This window comes from Microcoleus sp. BROC3 (assembly GCF_036702515.1).
Classification (GTDB): Bacteria; Cyanobacteriota; Cyanobacteriia; order Cyanobacteriales; family Microcoleaceae; genus Microcoleus.
Genome location: NZ_JAUBTQ010000034.1, coordinates 1 through 15,647, shown reverse-complemented (window position 1 = coordinate 15,647; position 15,647 = coordinate 1). Strand labels below are relative to the sequence as shown.

The following is a 15,647-nucleotide window of genomic DNA, read 5'->3' as shown; positions in this document are numbered from 1 at the left end:
TTGGGATCTTTATGAAATTCGAGTGGGATGAAAACAAGGCTGCGGTAAATTTATCCAAGCATGGGCTCTCATTTGAGGAAGCCAGAACGGTTTTTGACGATCGCCTATACGTCGATTTATACGATCCGGATCACTCTGATGAAGAAGATAGCTATATTATTGTTGGAGAGTCCCAGCAAGGTAATTTATTGATAATGTCGTATACAGAAAGAGCAGATTTTATTCGTTTGATTAGCGCCATAAAAGTAACACGAGTGGAGCGAGAAGTTTATGAAGAAGGATGAAACAGGGATGGACGATGAGCTGCGGTCGGAATATGATTTGAGGAAGTTGCGTGTAAGAAGGGTAGGCTCTGGACGAAAGACCTTTGGTGGTGTAAATATTCGTTTAGAACCGGATGTTGAAGAGATGTTTCCCGATTCTGAAGCAGTGAATGAAGCTCTGCGGTTTTTGATTAGAATTACTGGAGAAATTGACACAGCAAATGAGTTTCAACCCCTCCGCGAAGAACAAACGATCGCCAAGAGTCTCGCAGCCTTGCAAGATTACCAGACAAACAAGACGGCCATTGAGCACAATCGGGTTAAGCAATGGGCAGATAGTCTAGGGATCGATCGCGAATTGCCAGGCCCTCAGTAATTTGGACGCGCCCAGCCCTAACAGCACTTTCTTATCAAAATTAATTATGCACATTACTGATAGCGATCGCGCTACCATTCGCTCAGTCGTAGAACAGCAACTGCAAGCATTTCAAAAAGACGATGCTGCTGGGGCTTTTGCCTTTGCCAGTCCCGGAATTCAGCAGCAGTTTCGCACAGCAGAAAACTTTATGCACATGGTAAAAATTGCCTATGAAGCTGTCTACCGTCCGCGCTCGGTATTATTTGAAGACCTCGCCACTGTTGAAGGAATTCCCGTTCAGCCGGTGCTGTTGCTGGACTCGGAAGGCATTCCAATCCGAGCCATTTATCTCATGGAAAAACAGTTTGATAATAGTTGGCGAATTAACGGCTGTTATTTGGTTTCCATAACAGCACAATAAGTTATGCCTACTTTTAGGCAGAGCTTTTTTTGCTAACTCGCAGCATCTTATTCCCGCCTTTTTGAAACTCATAAGGAGCCTCTTGAATTTCTACACTAAAACTTCTCTTTTTCAATTCTGCGATCGTCGGATTTAAGTGATCGGATTCCTCCCCGCTAAAACTCTGCAATAGAGGGAATACCCGGACTTCCTTCGCAACCCGACACATTTCTGTAATAGCTTCCAGATGAAATTCTTCGGAAAGCAGGTGAGAATAAGCAAATAAGAAATGGCTGCACAAAGCTAAATCGAATTGACGGTTCTCGAAAGGCAAAACTGGCAGCTCAGCATTAATATATCGGCCTTGCTGCAAGCCGGATGGAAAATCTTCTAAAAATTCCTGCATCGCCTTCATTCGCACTTCGCCTAGCTGGTATGGCGATTCAAAATTATTCCACAGGTAGCCGTCTAAATTGGCTTTAACACCGTCAATCACAGTTTGATATGTTTCTTGGATGCGATCGCCAATTGCCACCGCAGTAAACTGATAAACTGGATCGCAAGAAATTACCTTTTTACCTTGGCGAGTCATTTCGGCATTGAAACTCGCCGGGCCGCCGGCACAATCAAGAATTGCTAGCTTGAGGTCACTTGATGTCAAGCTAAACATTCCTATGTATTCATCCAAGCAGCGTCCCCAAAGAATTACTCGATCCAATTTTAGTGACACTTGTCTTTGTCCTGCTGAGAGAATTATTTAACATTTTACCTCAAATCAGGGCCTTTTTTTATCCATTTCTTTGGCGGGTTGATTTGTATCCCGAGTTATGTATGAATAATTTTGCTCAAACGAGATCCTAATCCTGAGAACAGTTGGCGGGCTTTACAGTTTCTTTACAAACAAGGTACAAAATAGTTAAGTGCGATCGCACTATTTTTATCATTCCACCTGTGGATTTTGCAGCGAAGCGAGGCTACACTGGACAGCAGGGAAAATAAACTAAAATCAACTAGCTAAATTGCTCTCGTTCATTGGCAGGCTGCAACCAGGGAAGAAATATGAAACATAACGTTCAAACCGCTAAAAGTCTGAGTTTGTCAGCACTCCTGGTGCTATTGAGTTCCCTGCCCAGTATAGCTCAGTTGCCTGCCATCAGAAATCCTGCCGCCACTCCTAACTCAAACCAACCGATAGTACCGCCGCCGCCACCTCGGGGTGTAAGTTTGCCGCCGATAGGCAATTCTGGTCCGCTGACACCAGAAGCAGCTTATACTTTAGGCCCGGGCGATCGCATTGCTTTAGATATCTTCGGCGTCCCTGAATTCAGCAAAGAATATCAAGTGTTAGTTGACGGGACGCTCAATTTGCCAATCATTCGCAGCGTCTCAATTCAAGGGTTGACGCTGCAACAAGCTGCTAACGTGATTACCCAGCGATACGAACCCTTCATCAATGTTCCCGTTGTTACCGTGACTGTGATCGTCGCTCGCCCTCTTAATATAGGCCTTGCCGGTGAAGTTACTCGCCCGGGTTCCTACAAGATTAATCCCACTAGAGAAGGAGGAGGAGTAAAATTTCCGACTTTGATGGAAATGCTGCAACTTGCACAAGGGGTGACATCAGCAGGAGATATGCGAAATGTTCAAATTCGCCGTCCCCGCAGAGGCGGGCCGGAGCAAGTTACTACGGTAGATTTGCAGAATTTTTTAGAGACGGGAAATTTGCGTCAAGATGTCACGATTCGAGATGGAGATACAATTTTTGTACCGACAGCAAGTGCCCTGAATACTCAAGAAGTTCGTCAAAGAGCCAGTGCTAATTTTTCCGCTGATATTACTAAACCAATTGGCGTGGTAATTGTCGGCGAGGTAAACAGGCCGGGGCCTTATACTATATCTGCTGCTGATTTGCGATCGACCAACCAACAAACAGAACTGGGTTTTGTCAGCATCGAGCAACAGCAAGGAGCAGTTGTCGGTTTACCAACGATAACTAGAGCGCTCAAAATTGCTGGCGGTATCACTACAGAAGCGGACATACGCCGCGTGCAAATCCGCCGCCGAATCAGAGGTGGCAACGAACAAAGTATCATGGTAAATCTGTGGGATTTGCTGCAAAAAGGCGACGCGACTCAAGATGTTTTGCTGCAAGAAGGAGATAGCGTGATTATCCCGACAGCAGCTACTGTAGACTTAGCTGAAGTTTCTCAAGTCGCCAATAGCAGTTTTTCTCCGAACGCGATTAGCATCAATATTGTAGGAGAAGTAATTAGGCCTGGGGCTGTGCAGGTACGGCCTAGTACATCCCTGCACCAAGCTTTGCTGACGGCAGGCAGTTTCAATCAATTGCGGGCAAAAAAAGACAAGGTAGAACTGCTGCGTTTGAACCCCAACGGTACTGTTTCTCGCCGCACTATCGAGGTGGATTTTGCTCAAGGGTTGAATCCTGACAATAACCCAACTCTCCGCAACAACGATGTGATTCTGGTAGCGCGATCGGGCTATACCAGGGTAGCAGACAATATCAACAGTTTCTTGCAGCCGATCGCAGGAGTTGCAACTGGGATCGGCGCTGTTAGCGGCATTCTGAGTGGGTTTGATACAACGATTAGAACTTTTCAAAACTTATTTTTGGGAGGAGATTTCGACCGGCGAATTCAGCTCAGACAGCTTCGCGAACAACGTCAAGACAGACAAGAGCAACGTGAAGACAGACTGCTAGAAAGAGAGCTACAACGTCAAGATAGATTGCAGCAAGCTGAAGACAGAAGACTGCAACTTGAAGACAGAAGACTGCAACTTGAAGACCGACAGCGGCAAATAGATCTTGAGAATCGGCAACTCGAGATCCAGGAGCAGCAACTTCAGCTCCAAAATCAGCAGCAGCAGCAAATGCAGCTACAGCAAATGCAGCCAACTACTCCTTGATAAGACTCGGGCGTTGAAAGTTAGCCACCCTCTTTATGACTCGGCGGTTGAAACCGCTGCATAGAGTCAAACGAAGTCCACGCGGACTAAGAAATAAAGGGGGTATTAAACCCGGATTTGCTATTACATCGCACATCCAAAATATACGGCAAACATCCTAAAACTTATTAAGCTGTAAGCAACTAAACTATATGTCAATTGAAGTAGTTCCAATCACTTCAGAGCAATTAAATCAGATTCTTCAAAAGGAAGAAAGTCATTTTCTCGACTTCAAGGCGATAGATGTAAAACCAGCAAAATTATGTAAATTTATTTCGGGATTTGCCAATGCGGATGGTGGAGAGCTTTACATCGGAATTGATGAGAAGATTTTAGGCAATACAAAAACAAGATATTGGAGAGGTTTTGCCGATCAAGAATCTGCAAATGGGCATTTACAAATTTTTGAGGAACTTTTCCCACTTGGTGATGGTTATTCATATACATTTCTTAGCTCTGAATGCCATCCGGGTCTAGTTTTGCAAGTGACTATTCTTAAATCACGAGGAGTAGTAGAAGCTTCGGACGGTACTCCATATTTAAGACGTTCAGCACAAACTGTGCCTATTACAACTCAAGCAGCTTTAGAAAGATTAAAACTCGACAAAGGTATAGAATCCTATGAAAGAAAAACTATTGATGTAGAGCTTGAAGTAATCACTGATTCCGAAGTCATGAGCGAATTTATTAACGCTGTAGTTCCAACTACAGAAGCTGAGTTATGGCTGAAAAAGCAACAATTAATTCATAGAAAAAAACCAATAATTGCCGGAATTTTATTATTTGCAGATGAACCTCAAGCTGTTTTTCCCAAGCATTGTGGCGTTAAAATTTATAGATATAAAACAAAAGAGTCAGAAGGAACAAGAGACACTCTTGATTTTTCCCCAATAACCATCGAAGGTTGTTTGTATAAGCAAGTTCAGGAAACTGTAACTAAAACAATAGAAATTATTGAAAAAATACCTAAAATTGGGAATCAAGGATTAGAAAATATCCAATATCCCGAAGAAACTATTCATGAAATTGTCACAAATGCTTTACTGCATAGAGATTACAGTATAGCTTGTGATACTCACATCCGTATTTTCGACAATAGAATTGAGATTGAAAATCCAGGAAAATTGCCAGGCCACGTTACAGTAAAAAATATTCTGAAAGAACAATATGCAAGGAATGGAGCTATTGTTCGTATAATCAACAAATTTCCCAATCCACCTAATAAAGATGTAGGAGAAGGTCTCAATACTGCTTTTCAGGCAATGGCTAAGTTAAGACTACAACCCCCTGACATAAAAGAGACTGAGAATTCTGTAATTGTATACATTAAACACGAACCTCTGGCTTCAATAGAAGTACAAATAATGTCGTATTTAGAGAAGCACAAAGAAATAACCAATAAAATTGCTAGAAAAGAAACTGGAATTCGTTCAGAAGCAACTATCAAGCAGGCATTTTACAGATTAAGAGATAACGGACTTATTGAAGCTGTTCCTAAAAGAGCAAAAAGCAATGCAGCTTGGCGTAGAGTTGGAACTATTGATGAAGCTTCAGAAAATGCGATCTCAAGTTATGAAATGTATTCGGAGTATGAGCAATCAGTCATGGATTACCTTGAAGAACACGAAGAAATTACTAATCGCATTGGTCGAGAACTCGTTGGAATTGATTCAGGTCAAGTTATGAAAAATATTTTTAATCGCTTGCGAAAAAAGAAGCTGATAGAAATTGTGCCAGGTAAATCGCGTATTACCGCTGCATGGCGAAAAGTTAAATCTCCCCCAACTTAGGGTTTTGAGTTCAACTTGAGTGAGATTTTGACCATAGAGATGGAGAGTTGGGTTTTGGGAAGTGCGATCATCGCGACGGTGAGATGAAGCGGAAGGGCTAAAATCTTAGCAAGGATGGATTTGAACCATGAAACTCTTGCAAAAATCGATCGGATGGTTTCCCCTGAAAATTCAAAACTAAACCTGCTGTGGGAGTTTCCCTCCACAGTATTCAAAATTCTAAGTTGATAATTAATCAGGACTTACGCATTATGATGGTGTAGCAAGACTTTGAGATTGCTTCACTGAGTTGGCCCGGCGACAGAAATACGTTACTTTTGCGTAAGTCCTGTAATCCTAACAATTCGATCCTTGAAAGCTATAAGTTGCTACATCAAAGGTAAATGTTCGATTGAGATTGATCCCCTGTGTCTATCTCCCAAACTACATCAATCATGAGAAATTTTTTGTATTATCGAAAATTAATCAACTTTCCCACCCAAAAGCTCAGGTTGCAAAACCTGATTTAATTTGCCACTGCGAAACCCCTCCAAATCCAAAGTCGCGTAAACAAAACCAAACTCCTGAAACACCGCCACCAATGCAGGCAAATCCGTATTTACCACAAACTCCTGAATCTCTTCTGCAGGTAACTCAATTCGCGCCGTATCTCCATCCGATCGCACTCGCAAATTTTTCAGTCCCAACTGCCGCAAATACCGTTCGGCGCGCCCCACTCTTTGCAACTTTCCAACGGTGATTTCTTCGCCGTAAGGAAAGCGCGAACTCAGACAAGGTTGAGCCGGTTTGTCCCACCAAGGCAAATCCAATTCTTTTGCCAACTGCCGCACTTCAAATTTAGTGATTCCTACTTCTGCTAAGGGCGATCGCGCGCCGCGTTCCTTTGCCGCCTGAATCCCCGGACGGTAATCCTTTAAATCGTCAGCATTCACCCCATCCACCACATAAGGATAACCCTTTGCTAGTGCTAGGGGTTTCAAAGTATCGTGCAGTTCGCTTTTGCAAAAATAGCAGCGGTTAACCGGGTTAGAAGTGTAATTGGGATTTGCCATTTCCTGAGTTTCTACTTCCTCGTGGGCAATGCCAATTTCTGCTGCTTGAATCCGCGCATCTTCTAAATCTTCGGGCAGTAAAGACGGGGAAACTGCCGTCACTGCCAAAGCGCGATCGCCCAACACGTCAAAAGCGATTTTTGCCACCAAAGTGCTGTCAATTCCGCCGGAGTAGGCAATCAAAGCCCGTTCCATCTGTGCGAAAATATCTTTTAATTGTGCGAGTTTTTCCACTAACATAATTTCCACTTTTATTACTGCGAAGCTATCGCAATCTAATTTACAGGGTGATTTCTCTTCAACATCTGTAGGACTTACGCACGATTGTTTAGAAACCGGGTTTTTTTACGAAAAGACTCGTTCTAGACCGCACCCAAGGTAAAAAACCCCGTTTCGCAGGGGCCCCGATGCGTAAGTCCCGATCTTTTGGGGGAACAGAAAAGCCCGCCAAAGGTAGTATTTAAATGCAGAACAGCTTATTCGGGATCGATACCGAGGGGTGCCAATCGAGCCAAAAGCTGTTGATTTCGCTGTCTTTCCTGTTCCAGCAGCGTCTCGGCTGACTCTTTGTCTTGCTGTTGGCGACCGGCGCGCTGTCGTTCATTTTCACCCCGTTCTTCCGGCCACAACAGCAACTCACCGGCTGCATTCCACCAGCGCAGCCAATATCCCGTTCTACCTTCGCGAGTTCCCTGCCACACTCCCAAAAATAGATTTAATCCAGGTATTAAATAACGCCCGTTTTCATCAGGATTTTGATTCTCGTAACGCCCCAATTCTAGCGCATCAACTTCTATTCTGCCTGTATGCGGCCGAAAAATGACATAGCGAGGAACTTTGATTACTTGTTCGTAAAAAAACCACTTTCCGATTTCTTCTGTGTGTTCGACAGAGTATTCATCGCCGTAAGTAGCTGATAGAAATTCCATCACTACAAAAGGGACATTTCCTTCGGTATGAGGCGTGTAACTGCGGCGGGGATAGTTGTGAGGCCTCTTTTGAACCGGCTGCACGTACATCCAGTCTGGGGCTTTGCAAATAGTGCGATCGTCCACAGCAGCGCACAAAGCAAAATTAGAAACTATTAGTGCGTCTTGCATTAGTTCCGGGGAATCCACTACAGACTGGCGCAAACCGTTAGAGATTAAAGGATGTTCTATATTTTCTACGGGGTCGTCTGGTAGGATAAAATCATCGGGTAGCAGCGGCCAGGTAATTTTTAGCTGCGATATCGGTTTGTGAATTACAGCAGTCATAAGTCACCTCATTATTAGCAATAAAAATTTTAATTTTAGTCGAGATTTCTGAGCGATCGCCTGCTTTATATTTTAACGCGATCGTTTGATATACTCAAACTTTTGAAAGTAGCGAAGGCGCGTTTTAAAATTCCCTACGGGAAAATATGGCGATCGCAATTGAAAGCAGCAGCACCACATACAGCAAACCGTAGCCAGCATCTGTAATCAAACCTGCCAAGTAAGGAACTTGTCCGTACACAGCATCGTTTCTCAAATTGAATCTGGCTAAATCCGGCAAAACCAAATAAAGTCCCATCATCAATTGTTCAATAGCAGGATTTTTAGTTAACTTGCCCAAAGCCACTAAATCCCGCGTTGAATGTCCCATCAAATAAACGCCAAATGTTAGTAAAGTTGCCAGTAGCGAACTGCTGAACACGCCAAATAAAATCCCGACACCAGCCATGAGACACAGCTCAAACCAGACAAACAACGAAGCGATTAAAATGCTTCCCAAAGGGAAAGGAATCCGGCTCAAACTCAGAATAGCCAGATAGATAACAGTCATTGCTGCTACAAGCACCGCCAGCACAGCCGACAGCCCTAAGTGCTTGCCCGCAATTAACTCAGCCCGACTTATCGGCTTGGCAACTAACAGGTAAACAGTCCGCTTTTCAATTTCTTTGTTGACCAATCCGGTAGCCACAAAGACTGTGGCAATTAGACCGAGAATGGTCATAGCAGCCAAACCGACATCTAAGATAATTTTATTCTCGGTTGTCGCCGCCAATTCCGGTATCAACCGTACCGATGCTCCCATCAACAGAGCAAAAATAATAATTAAGTAAAGGATGCGATCGCGAATTACTTCCCAAAATACATTGGTCGCAACTGTCAAGATTCTTCTCAAATTCATCTAGTTATTAACCCGCTGGAAACTTTCACCATACTTTTATATAGGGAAAAAAGAAGTTCGGCAACGAAGAAGTGTAATGGATTTAACGGATTTAACTGATGGGATGTTGACTAAAGAAGTCCCCGATTCGAGGAAAGATTCTCCCCCATCTCCCCATCTCCCCCTGTCCCCATCTCCCACTCTCGGGCTCGGACACTCTTCCCATTTCCCCCTCTTCCCCTTTCTTCTGGGACACTCTCGTAACTGCCTGAGACAGGCTCAAACTTGACTGTCCCCCGCCGTTCCATCTTTTTTCTGTCCGGGTTGAGAGCGTTTGATCGCATCGCAGGTTACAGTCGCCCTATTACCTATATCGAACACCTCGCAAGATTTGGTAAACGAATATATTTCGGGTCTAAAAACCAGCCCCAGCCAAGTTGCCTGCATATCTAACTGATAGCGGGAATCTCCTTGGACGATCGAAGTTTTGACATCCCAGCTCGCATCTTCTGGGACTACCCCAATTGTTTTTAAGGCTTGATTCTTCAGAAAAAATCGCTCGTTGTCAATATCTATTAACATTTGCTCTACCTGCGCCCACGGTTTTGTGCGGGCTTCATTTTGCAGGTATCGCTCCATTGCATTCAGGATGACAACTCCTCGGGAGCGATTAATAGTTGGCTGTTGAAATGTCACCACATAATCGCTTTGCCTCAAATCCTGCGATAAAACGCTCGGATACTGTTGTATCCAACCTTGAATTAAAAAGTGAAATGCAAACCAACAGGAAAACAGCAGGTGAACTAGAGTAATCATCAAAAACTGAGGGCGCACCAACGACCTGATACTTTCCCGTTTTGACTCGCTATTCCAAATCTCTATTGTCGCAAGAATTACTACTGCTATAAGCGGGCCGGATATCCATGCTATTTCCTTCCTGTCTGACGGCAATCTTAGCAGCAACCACAAGCCAATTAAGATGCTTGTCACCCACGGACTCAGACTTACTCCTTTAATAACAAAAGGTTGCTGGCTGGTCAGCAAACCCATTGAAAGTGTAAAAAATAACCAGCTCATATCAAACATCAGAGTTCTCGTCCGCCAGTCAGTGACTGCCGCCACCGACAGCAAACCTAAAAAGATGCTGAGCAGTAAAGGCGTCTTCCAGTGGACAACTTTAGGCGGAATCATCGCCTTTTGGATTTTTTTATTGGCTTCCCAAAGGTTGTTCGTCAGCTTAGTGAGTTGCTGAGTGACATCCAACAATTGCTTCATCATAAATTTCAATTAATTATTGACGCTTTGCAAAAACAACACGGTTAAAATAACGAAATTGCTAACAGTGTGGGCGATTAAAATTCCTCCAAACTGGGTAGTTACTTGAAAAGTTTTTTTGGGAAGGCGGCGGCTGAGGGTGGGAGGCCCTATAAACTGAGGCTTGGAAGCTTTTTTATTGCCGGAAACTATGTTTTCTATAATTTCTAATCCCTGCCATTTAGCTAAAAAAGTTACTGCTAATACTGAAACGGCTATCAGAGTAATTGCCGGGTAAATATCCTGCGCTCCCCCTAATAAGATGTAACCGATCAGCCGTTCCCGCAAATCTTTTGAAATAACGCTTTCAATGCCAAAGAAAACTAACCAGCCTACGCAAGTACAAGAGAGATTGAGGATAGCTGTATATTCAACGCTGGTTTTGGGTTCGAGTTTAAGTAGTTTTTGCAGAAACCACGCTTCGATCGCGATCGCCAAAAACATAATTAAAATTTGCACCAAAACAGTCCGAAATGGGAAAACATTGGCAATCATAGGATTCAGGTATATCAGCCCGTGTTAGATTTTAATTGTACATCACAAGCGCAATAATCTTAACTGCAGGTTTTAGCCCTTGATTGCGTTCGCTCGTCGCTAGTAAAATAGGGGGTAGAGACTGTATCTTATAATCTTTTGAGATCCGCCAACAGAATGGAAAAATTAAACATTCAATTCGCGCGATCGAATACCCACCCCGAGACAGACTCAATAACTGCTGATTATGGTAAGGAATGGCATTGGTATTCGGACAGCCTCATCCCGCTCGGAACGCGCCGCGGGTCAGATTCACGTCTACGACGGCGCTGGGAAAGGCAAGTCTCAGGCAGCTTTGGGAGTAGTGTTGCGCTCGATCGGGCTGGGTATCAATTCGGCCTCGCCCACGCGAGTCTTGTTGCTGCGCTTTCTCAAAGGCCCCGGCCGCTCCTACGACGAAGACGGGGCAATAGAAGCCTTGCAACGGGCATTTCCGCACTTGATCGACCAAGTGCGCACCGGCAGAGCCGAATATTTTGGGGCCGAAGCAATCACCCGCTTCGATCGCGCCGAAGCTCAACGAGGCTGGGATATTGCCAAAGGAGCGATCGCCAGCGATCTCTATTCCGTCGTGGTACTAGACGAACTAAACCCCGTATTGGACTTGGGTTTGCTGCCAGTTGACGAAGTAGTCCAAACCCTCAAAAACAAACCAGAATATTTAGAAGTAATCGCCACAGGCCGAGCGGCCCCGTCCGCTTTGCTGGATATTGCCGACTTGCACTCAGAAATGAAGCCCCACTATCACCCCGCAGCGGCCGAGCATCATATTTCGGGTATCGAAATATACACTGGAGCGGGCAAAGGCAAGTCTACGAGCGCTTTGGGAAAAGCTTTGCAGGCAATAGGTAGGGGTATCAGTCAAGACCAATCTCACCGGGTGTTAATCGTGCAGTGGCTCAAAGGCGGCAGCGGTTATACAGAAGATGCGGCGATCGCAGCTTTGCGGCAAAGCTACCCGCAGCTAGTAGACCACCAGCGGTGCGGCCGGGATGCTATAGTTTGGCGGGGGCAACAGCAAGAGCTAGACTGCATCGAAGCAGAACGCGGCTGGGAAATCGCCAAATGTGCGATCGCCAGCGGCTGGTACAAAACGATTATTCTCGACGAACTCAATCCCACAGTAGACTTAGAACTGCTTTCGGTAGAGCCGATCGTCGAAGCGCTCCTGCGCAAGCCCCGCGATACAGAAATTATTATCACCGGGCGCTGCCACAAACCCCACGCTTACTTTGACTTGGCAAGCGTACACTCCGAGGTATACTGTCACAAACACTACGGCGATCGGGGCGTAGAACTAAAGCGGGGCGTAGACTTTTAGCTCCCCCAGCAGTTGGCGAGTTCGATCGTACCAGTTATTTAAAGACGGCCTGCCTGGGAAACCGGAAATTGCCACAAAGCCTTGTAACCAAGTAACCAATCTCCCAATTTTCCTTGTCTTCCCGATCTCCCCGATCTGCCTTTTTTAATCTTTAATTTCCGCCCCGGGACGCGATCCCCGACCGCCAATCCCAAGTGGAACATTAAGAATATGAGCCGCGTCTTCTTGAGCGTGAGCACCTGAGACTGTGCAAAAGGAATATTAAAGGGTGAAGACATTGAAAATAAAAGCTTACAAGCAAAAAGTCAGCGATGGAGAAAGTCTAGACAGGGTTAACGCCAGTAGGCTAGACTTGCGGCTGGCAAACAGGTTAAACTACAGCGGCATCCAAACATTCGGTGTTCTAGGCAGTGTCTGTAGTCGCACAAGCGATGACCAACAAGAAGTAGAGGAGTGAAGCTGTATGACAACACTAAATGACAATCCTAATCAAGTTGATTTAAACCTTCCGGGACTGGGCCCGGATACAATCTTCGCCGGAGCCGGGGCAGATTCGATTAGAACTTCCACCCTGGGCGGCAGCTTAATATTTGGCGAAGCCGATAACGATACTCTGATTTCAGTTGGCCCGAACGATACCCTGGTAGGCGGCGAGGACGAAGACTCAATCAGATCCCAGCGCACTCCGGCGGTGCTGTATGGCGACGGAGGCTCGGACACAATAATCGCTGAAGCCCAGGCTACGTTGTTCGGCGGCGAGGGCGAGGACTTCCTCCAAGGTACTGTCGAAGCTAACCTGATGTTTGGTAATCAGGACGCAGATACCATGCTGGGAGGGTCGCAGAGAAGAGACTCCCTCTACGGCGGCAAGGGCAATGACGCCATCGGCTTCTTCATCGCAGGCGGCGGCAACAACCTCTCTTTATCTGGTGGCTTAGCTATAGGCTTCGCTGGCAATGAAGGCAGCAACTACTTGCGGGGCGACTTGGGCGACGACTTGATTGTAGGTATCAATCAGAGAGACAGTCTCTTCGGTGGTAAAGACAAGGACACGCTACGAGGTGTTGCTAGCAGCAGCTACCTGTCCGGCGATCTTGACGACGACATCTTAGTCATTACCAACACTACCCAGACAAGCCCGTTTGCTTCGAGCGTCATCACTGTCGGCATTGAGAGAACTACCTTGATTGGCGGTGGGGGCAACGATTCTCTCTACGGCCCGATCGGGAATTTTGGCGAAGGCAGAAACTTTTTTGACGGCGGCGACGGCAACGACACGATCCGGGTTTTTGCCACGCAGGATACCGCGCAGGGAGGTGGAGGCGACGACTTCATCGTGTCGGCGACGGTGAGTGCACTTTCGAGTGTAGGCGCATCGAGTTCATTTCCAGGCTTCGCCGGTCGAAACTTGCTCGACGGCGGCACGGGCAACGACACGCTCGTGGCAGCTTTTTCGACTGATACAATGATCGGCGGCGAAGGCAATGACAGCTTGAGGGGCGTCTTTACTCAAGCCTCCGGTGGAGACGGCAACGATACGCTCAATGCCTCTTTTGCCGGTACTAATGCTGCGCTGATTACTCTCGACGGCGGCCTGGGCAGCGATCTGTTAATTGCCAACAGCACCGCTGGCGTCACCAACTTCATGAACGGCGGTGAAGGGGATGACAGAATCGTGTTTGGCACCACGCGCGATCGATTAATTGGCACCCTTGGCGGTAACGATACCATCTCCTACGCTACTGGTGTCAACTTTAGCGGTGCCCAATCAACGCCAAACATCATTACTGATAACTTGGGCGCCAACTTCATCGCTGGCAGCAACGGCACTGATCTTATCACTACTGGTGCTGGCGATGACATACTGTTCGGCGGCCCCACCAGTCTTGTTACCCCAGGAATTGACGGGGACGATACCTTAGATTCCGGCGGAGGAAACGACACGATATTGGGCGGCTTTGGGAACGACTATTTGCTCGGGGGTGACGGCAACGACTCTCTCGGCGGCGGGCCCGGTGCAGACACGCTGATTGGCGGCAGTGGCAATGACAGCTTCTACTACAACAACTTCGGCGAGGGCGTCACGGTCAACCCCAACGGCAGCCTGGGTAATAACCCAGACCAAATCGGGGATTTTGAATCCGGCCGAGACAAGTTGATACTCGAGTACGATTCGTTCCTCTTACCACCATTAGACAATACGCTGCCAAATCGACCCGGTTCTAACGTGTTAGTAGTGCTCGACAACGGAACTTACAACAACAATGTGACTCCGATAGGGGGAAATCCATCGCAACCATTCCTCGTTTACGAAGGTGCCAGCGGTCGCTTGCTGTACGACCCTGACGGTGCTGGGAACAGGCAAGGCATTACACTGGCAGTGCTCAACGAAAAACCACGCTTGACTGCATCAGATATTGTGCTGATTTAATTTAGGTGGGAGCGTGTACGGTCGGTTTGGAAAAAGCCGATCGTCGCCCGCACCAACTCTAAAAACTAATTGTGCTATGTTTCGAGCTAGGGAGATCAATCCCTAGCTTTTTTATTGCAGCGATCTTTAGTCGAGCATTCTGGATCGGGGAGCCTGAGTTTCATTGCGTCGCGACGTTCCCCCTGACGCACCCTACAAGTTGGGGCGAGCATAAAAAAAGCCAGCAAACGATATGTTTGCTGGATTGAGTAGGCAGGAAACTTGTAGCGAATACTGTTACTAAGCTTTGTCTACAATCTCTTTTGCTTTATCTTTGAGGTCTTCTTTCAGGTGAATGGCTGATGCTTCGTCCTGCTTGGCTTGACCTTCTAATTTATCTTTCTGATTGCCTGTAACTTCGCTAACAGCCTCTTGGACTTTGCCTTCAATATTCTTAGCAGTTGCTTCGACTCTATTTTCAATGCTCATTATTTTTTATTTTAACTCTACAACTACTAAGGTATGATTTTAAAGTTGAGTTTGAATCCCTCTTGAGATAGATTTGTTCTTAACTTTATAGCGGTTTTCAGTTGAGTGATATCAATTCCGGTTACACCGGAATGATGGGGAGTGGGGAGTGGGGAGTGGGGAGTGGGGGAATGTGGAATTATTGACCTTGACTTTATCATTCCCATCCAACCGGAAACGATATGAAGTACATATATCCGGTAGGGACATGGCAATGCCGATTGGTGTCAACTTAAGCAGTTAACCCCCAAAGTTCCTGATAGTAACCAGCCTTCTCAAGGGTATTGCTTACGTTGTTGTTTAATCAAGCCCAACATTTTAAGAGTCTCAACAACATAGCTAACTACATTTGTACTTCTATCCCGCCACACAGCTCGCGAAAAATCATACAGTCCACAAAAAACCATCTCTATTGAAATGCGTGGATGGGGTTGAGCTAATTCCACAGCTACTGACGAATATAGCGATCGCAAATCATTCATAAATCGATTGAGGGTTCGATCGAGCATGAGTTTCATGAGAATGTTAGCTCAAAATCACCAAACTTGTGTAGCTTGGGAAAGTCAAATCTTTGCTG

General features: G+C 45.9%; 15 protein-coding genes. 8 read left to right on the top strand and 7 right to left on the bottom strand.

Annotation, left to right across the window (positions count from 1 at the left end):
- Positions 1–11: 11 nt before the first annotated feature.
- From QUB30_RS21090 to QUB30_RS21080, 3 genes are read left to right on the top strand one after another with little or no spacing between them, the layout of a single operon-like run.
- Positions 12–284 (top strand): BrnT family toxin, encoded by a 273-nt coding sequence (locus QUB30_RS21090; protein ID WP_333337117.1) that lies wholly within the window; start codon positions 12–14, stop codon positions 282–284.
- A complete protein-coding gene (locus QUB30_RS21085; protein WP_333337115.1) occupies positions 271–639 on the top strand; it encodes a hypothetical protein in 369 nt (122 codons plus the stop codon). Before QUB30_RS21090 ends, QUB30_RS21085 begins: the two co-directional genes overlap by 14 nt.
- A gap of 46 nt (positions 640–685) precedes the next feature.
- Positions 686–1,042, top strand: a complete 357-nt coding sequence (locus QUB30_RS21080; RefSeq protein WP_333337113.1) for a DUF4864 domain-containing protein — start codon at positions 686–688, stop codon at positions 1,040–1,042.
- A 13-nt stretch (positions 1,043–1,055) separates the two neighbouring features.
- Here QUB30_RS21080 and QUB30_RS21075 read toward each other — a convergent pair whose 3' ends face one another.
- Positions 1,056–1,751, bottom strand: a complete 696-nt coding sequence (locus tag QUB30_RS21075) for a class I SAM-dependent methyltransferase (RefSeq protein ID WP_333337111.1) — start codon at positions 1,749–1,751, stop codon at positions 1,056–1,058.
- Positions 1,752–2,080: 329 nt separating this feature from the next.
- On the opposite strand from QUB30_RS21075, the gene QUB30_RS21070 reads away from it, so the two are divergent.
- Together QUB30_RS21070 and QUB30_RS21065 are read left to right on the top strand one after the other, a co-directional pair.
- Positions 2,081–3,949, top strand: coding sequence for a polysaccharide biosynthesis/export family protein (locus QUB30_RS21070; protein WP_333337108.1), 1,869 nt, complete (start codon positions 2,081–2,083; stop codon positions 3,947–3,949).
- Positions 3,950–4,140: 191 nt separating this feature from the next.
- Complete coding sequence (locus tag QUB30_RS21065; RefSeq protein WP_333337106.1) at positions 4,141–5,778, top strand: ATP-binding protein; 1,638 nt, start codon at positions 4,141–4,143, stop codon at positions 5,776–5,778.
- 461 nt (positions 5,779–6,239) lie between these two features.
- Here the strand turns inward: QUB30_RS21065 and larE are convergent, their stop codons facing one another.
- From larE to fraC, 5 genes are all read right to left on the bottom strand, one after another.
- A complete protein-coding gene (larE, locus tag QUB30_RS21060; protein ID WP_333337232.1) occupies positions 6,240–7,070 on the bottom strand; it encodes an ATP-dependent sacrificial sulfur transferase LarE in 831 nt (276 codons plus the stop codon).
- A gap of 236 nt (positions 7,071–7,306) precedes the next feature.
- Positions 7,307–8,086: a Uma2 family endonuclease gene (locus QUB30_RS21055; RefSeq protein ID WP_333337104.1), complete on the bottom strand. Its 780-nt coding sequence runs from the start codon at positions 8,084–8,086 to the stop codon at positions 7,307–7,309.
- 124 nt (positions 8,087–8,210) lie between these two features.
- Positions 8,211–8,984, bottom strand: a complete 774-nt coding sequence (locus QUB30_RS21050) for an ABC transporter permease (protein WP_333337102.1) — start codon at positions 8,982–8,984, stop codon at positions 8,211–8,213.
- A gap of 258 nt (positions 8,985–9,242) precedes the next feature.
- Positions 9,243–10,241, bottom strand: a complete 999-nt coding sequence (locus tag QUB30_RS21045) for a DUF5357 family protein (protein WP_333337100.1) — start codon at positions 10,239–10,241, stop codon at positions 9,243–9,245.
- Between the two features lie 9 nt (positions 10,242–10,250).
- Positions 10,251–10,772 (bottom strand): filament integrity protein FraC, encoded by a 522-nt coding sequence (gene fraC, locus QUB30_RS21040; RefSeq protein WP_333238794.1) that lies wholly within the window; start codon positions 10,770–10,772, stop codon positions 10,251–10,253.
- A 226-nt stretch (positions 10,773–10,998) separates the two neighbouring features.
- Here fraC and QUB30_RS21035 point away from each other — a divergent pair, with 226 nt between their 5' ends.
- The 3 genes from QUB30_RS21035 to QUB30_RS21025 all read left to right on the top strand — a co-directional run bounded on the left by QUB30_RS21035 (position 10,999) and on the right by QUB30_RS21025 (position 14,563).
- On the top strand, positions 10,999–12,132 hold the full coding sequence (locus QUB30_RS21035; RefSeq protein WP_333337097.1) for a cob(I)yrinic acid a,c-diamide adenosyltransferase: 1,134 nt from the start codon (positions 10,999–11,001) through the stop codon (positions 12,130–12,132).
- A 268-nt stretch (positions 12,133–12,400) separates the two neighbouring features.
- On the top strand, positions 12,401–12,589 hold the full coding sequence (locus tag QUB30_RS21030) for a hypothetical protein (RefSeq protein WP_333337095.1): 189 nt from the start codon (positions 12,401–12,403) through the stop codon (positions 12,587–12,589).
- Between the two features lie 6 nt (positions 12,590–12,595).
- The gene (locus tag QUB30_RS21025; protein WP_333337093.1) at positions 12,596–14,563 is read left to right on the top strand and encodes a calcium-binding protein; all 1,968 of its coding nucleotides are present in this window, start codon (positions 12,596–12,598) and stop codon (positions 14,561–14,563) included.
- 279 nt (positions 14,564–14,842) lie between these two features.
- On the opposite strand, the gene QUB30_RS21020 is transcribed toward QUB30_RS21025, so the two are convergent.
- Positions 14,843–15,031 (bottom strand): CsbD family protein, encoded by a 189-nt coding sequence (locus QUB30_RS21020; RefSeq protein WP_333337092.1) that lies wholly within the window; start codon positions 15,029–15,031, stop codon positions 14,843–14,845.
- Positions 15,032–15,647 lie beyond the last annotated feature (616 nt).

Bases quoted from the DNA above. Each gene is read 5' to 3' on its own strand.
- QUB30_RS21045 (WP_333337100.1), bottom strand. From the start codon at position 10,241: ATGATGAAGCAATTGTTGGATGTCACTCAGCAACTCACTAAGCTGACG.
- QUB30_RS21080 (WP_333337113.1), top strand. From the start codon at position 686: ATGCACATTACTGATAGCGATCGCGCTACCATTCGCTCAGTCGTAGAA.
- QUB30_RS21065 (WP_333337106.1), top strand. From the start codon at position 4,141: ATGTCAATTGAAGTAGTTCCAATCACTTCAGAGCAATTAAATCAGATT.
- larE (WP_333337232.1), bottom strand. From the start codon at position 7,070: ATGTTAGTGGAAAAACTCGCACAATTAAAAGATATTTTCGCACAGATG.
- QUB30_RS21055 (WP_333337104.1), bottom strand. From the start codon at position 8,086: ATGACTGCTGTAATTCACAAACCGATATCGCAGCTAAAAATTACCTGG.
- QUB30_RS21035 (WP_333337097.1), top strand. From the start codon at position 10,999: ATGGTAAGGAATGGCATTGGTATTCGGACAGCCTCATCCCGCTCGGAA.
- QUB30_RS21085 (WP_333337115.1), top strand. From the start codon at position 271: ATGAAGAAGGATGAAACAGGGATGGACGATGAGCTGCGGTCGGAATAT.
- QUB30_RS21020 (WP_333337092.1), bottom strand. From the start codon at position 15,031: ATGAGCATTGAAAATAGAGTCGAAGCAACTGCTAAGAATATTGAAGGC.
- QUB30_RS21050 (WP_333337102.1), bottom strand. From the start codon at position 8,984: ATGAATTTGAGAAGAATCTTGACAGTTGCGACCAATGTATTTTGGGAA.
- QUB30_RS21025 (WP_333337093.1), top strand. From the start codon at position 12,596: ATGACAACACTAAATGACAATCCTAATCAAGTTGATTTAAACCTTCCG.
- QUB30_RS21090 (WP_333337117.1), top strand. From the start codon at position 12: ATGAAATTCGAGTGGGATGAAAACAAGGCTGCGGTAAATTTATCCAAG.
- QUB30_RS21070 (WP_333337108.1), top strand. From the start codon at position 2,081: ATGAAACATAACGTTCAAACCGCTAAAAGTCTGAGTTTGTCAGCACTC.
- fraC (WP_333238794.1), bottom strand. From the start codon at position 10,772: ATGATTGCCAATGTTTTCCCATTTCGGACTGTTTTGGTGCAAATTTTA.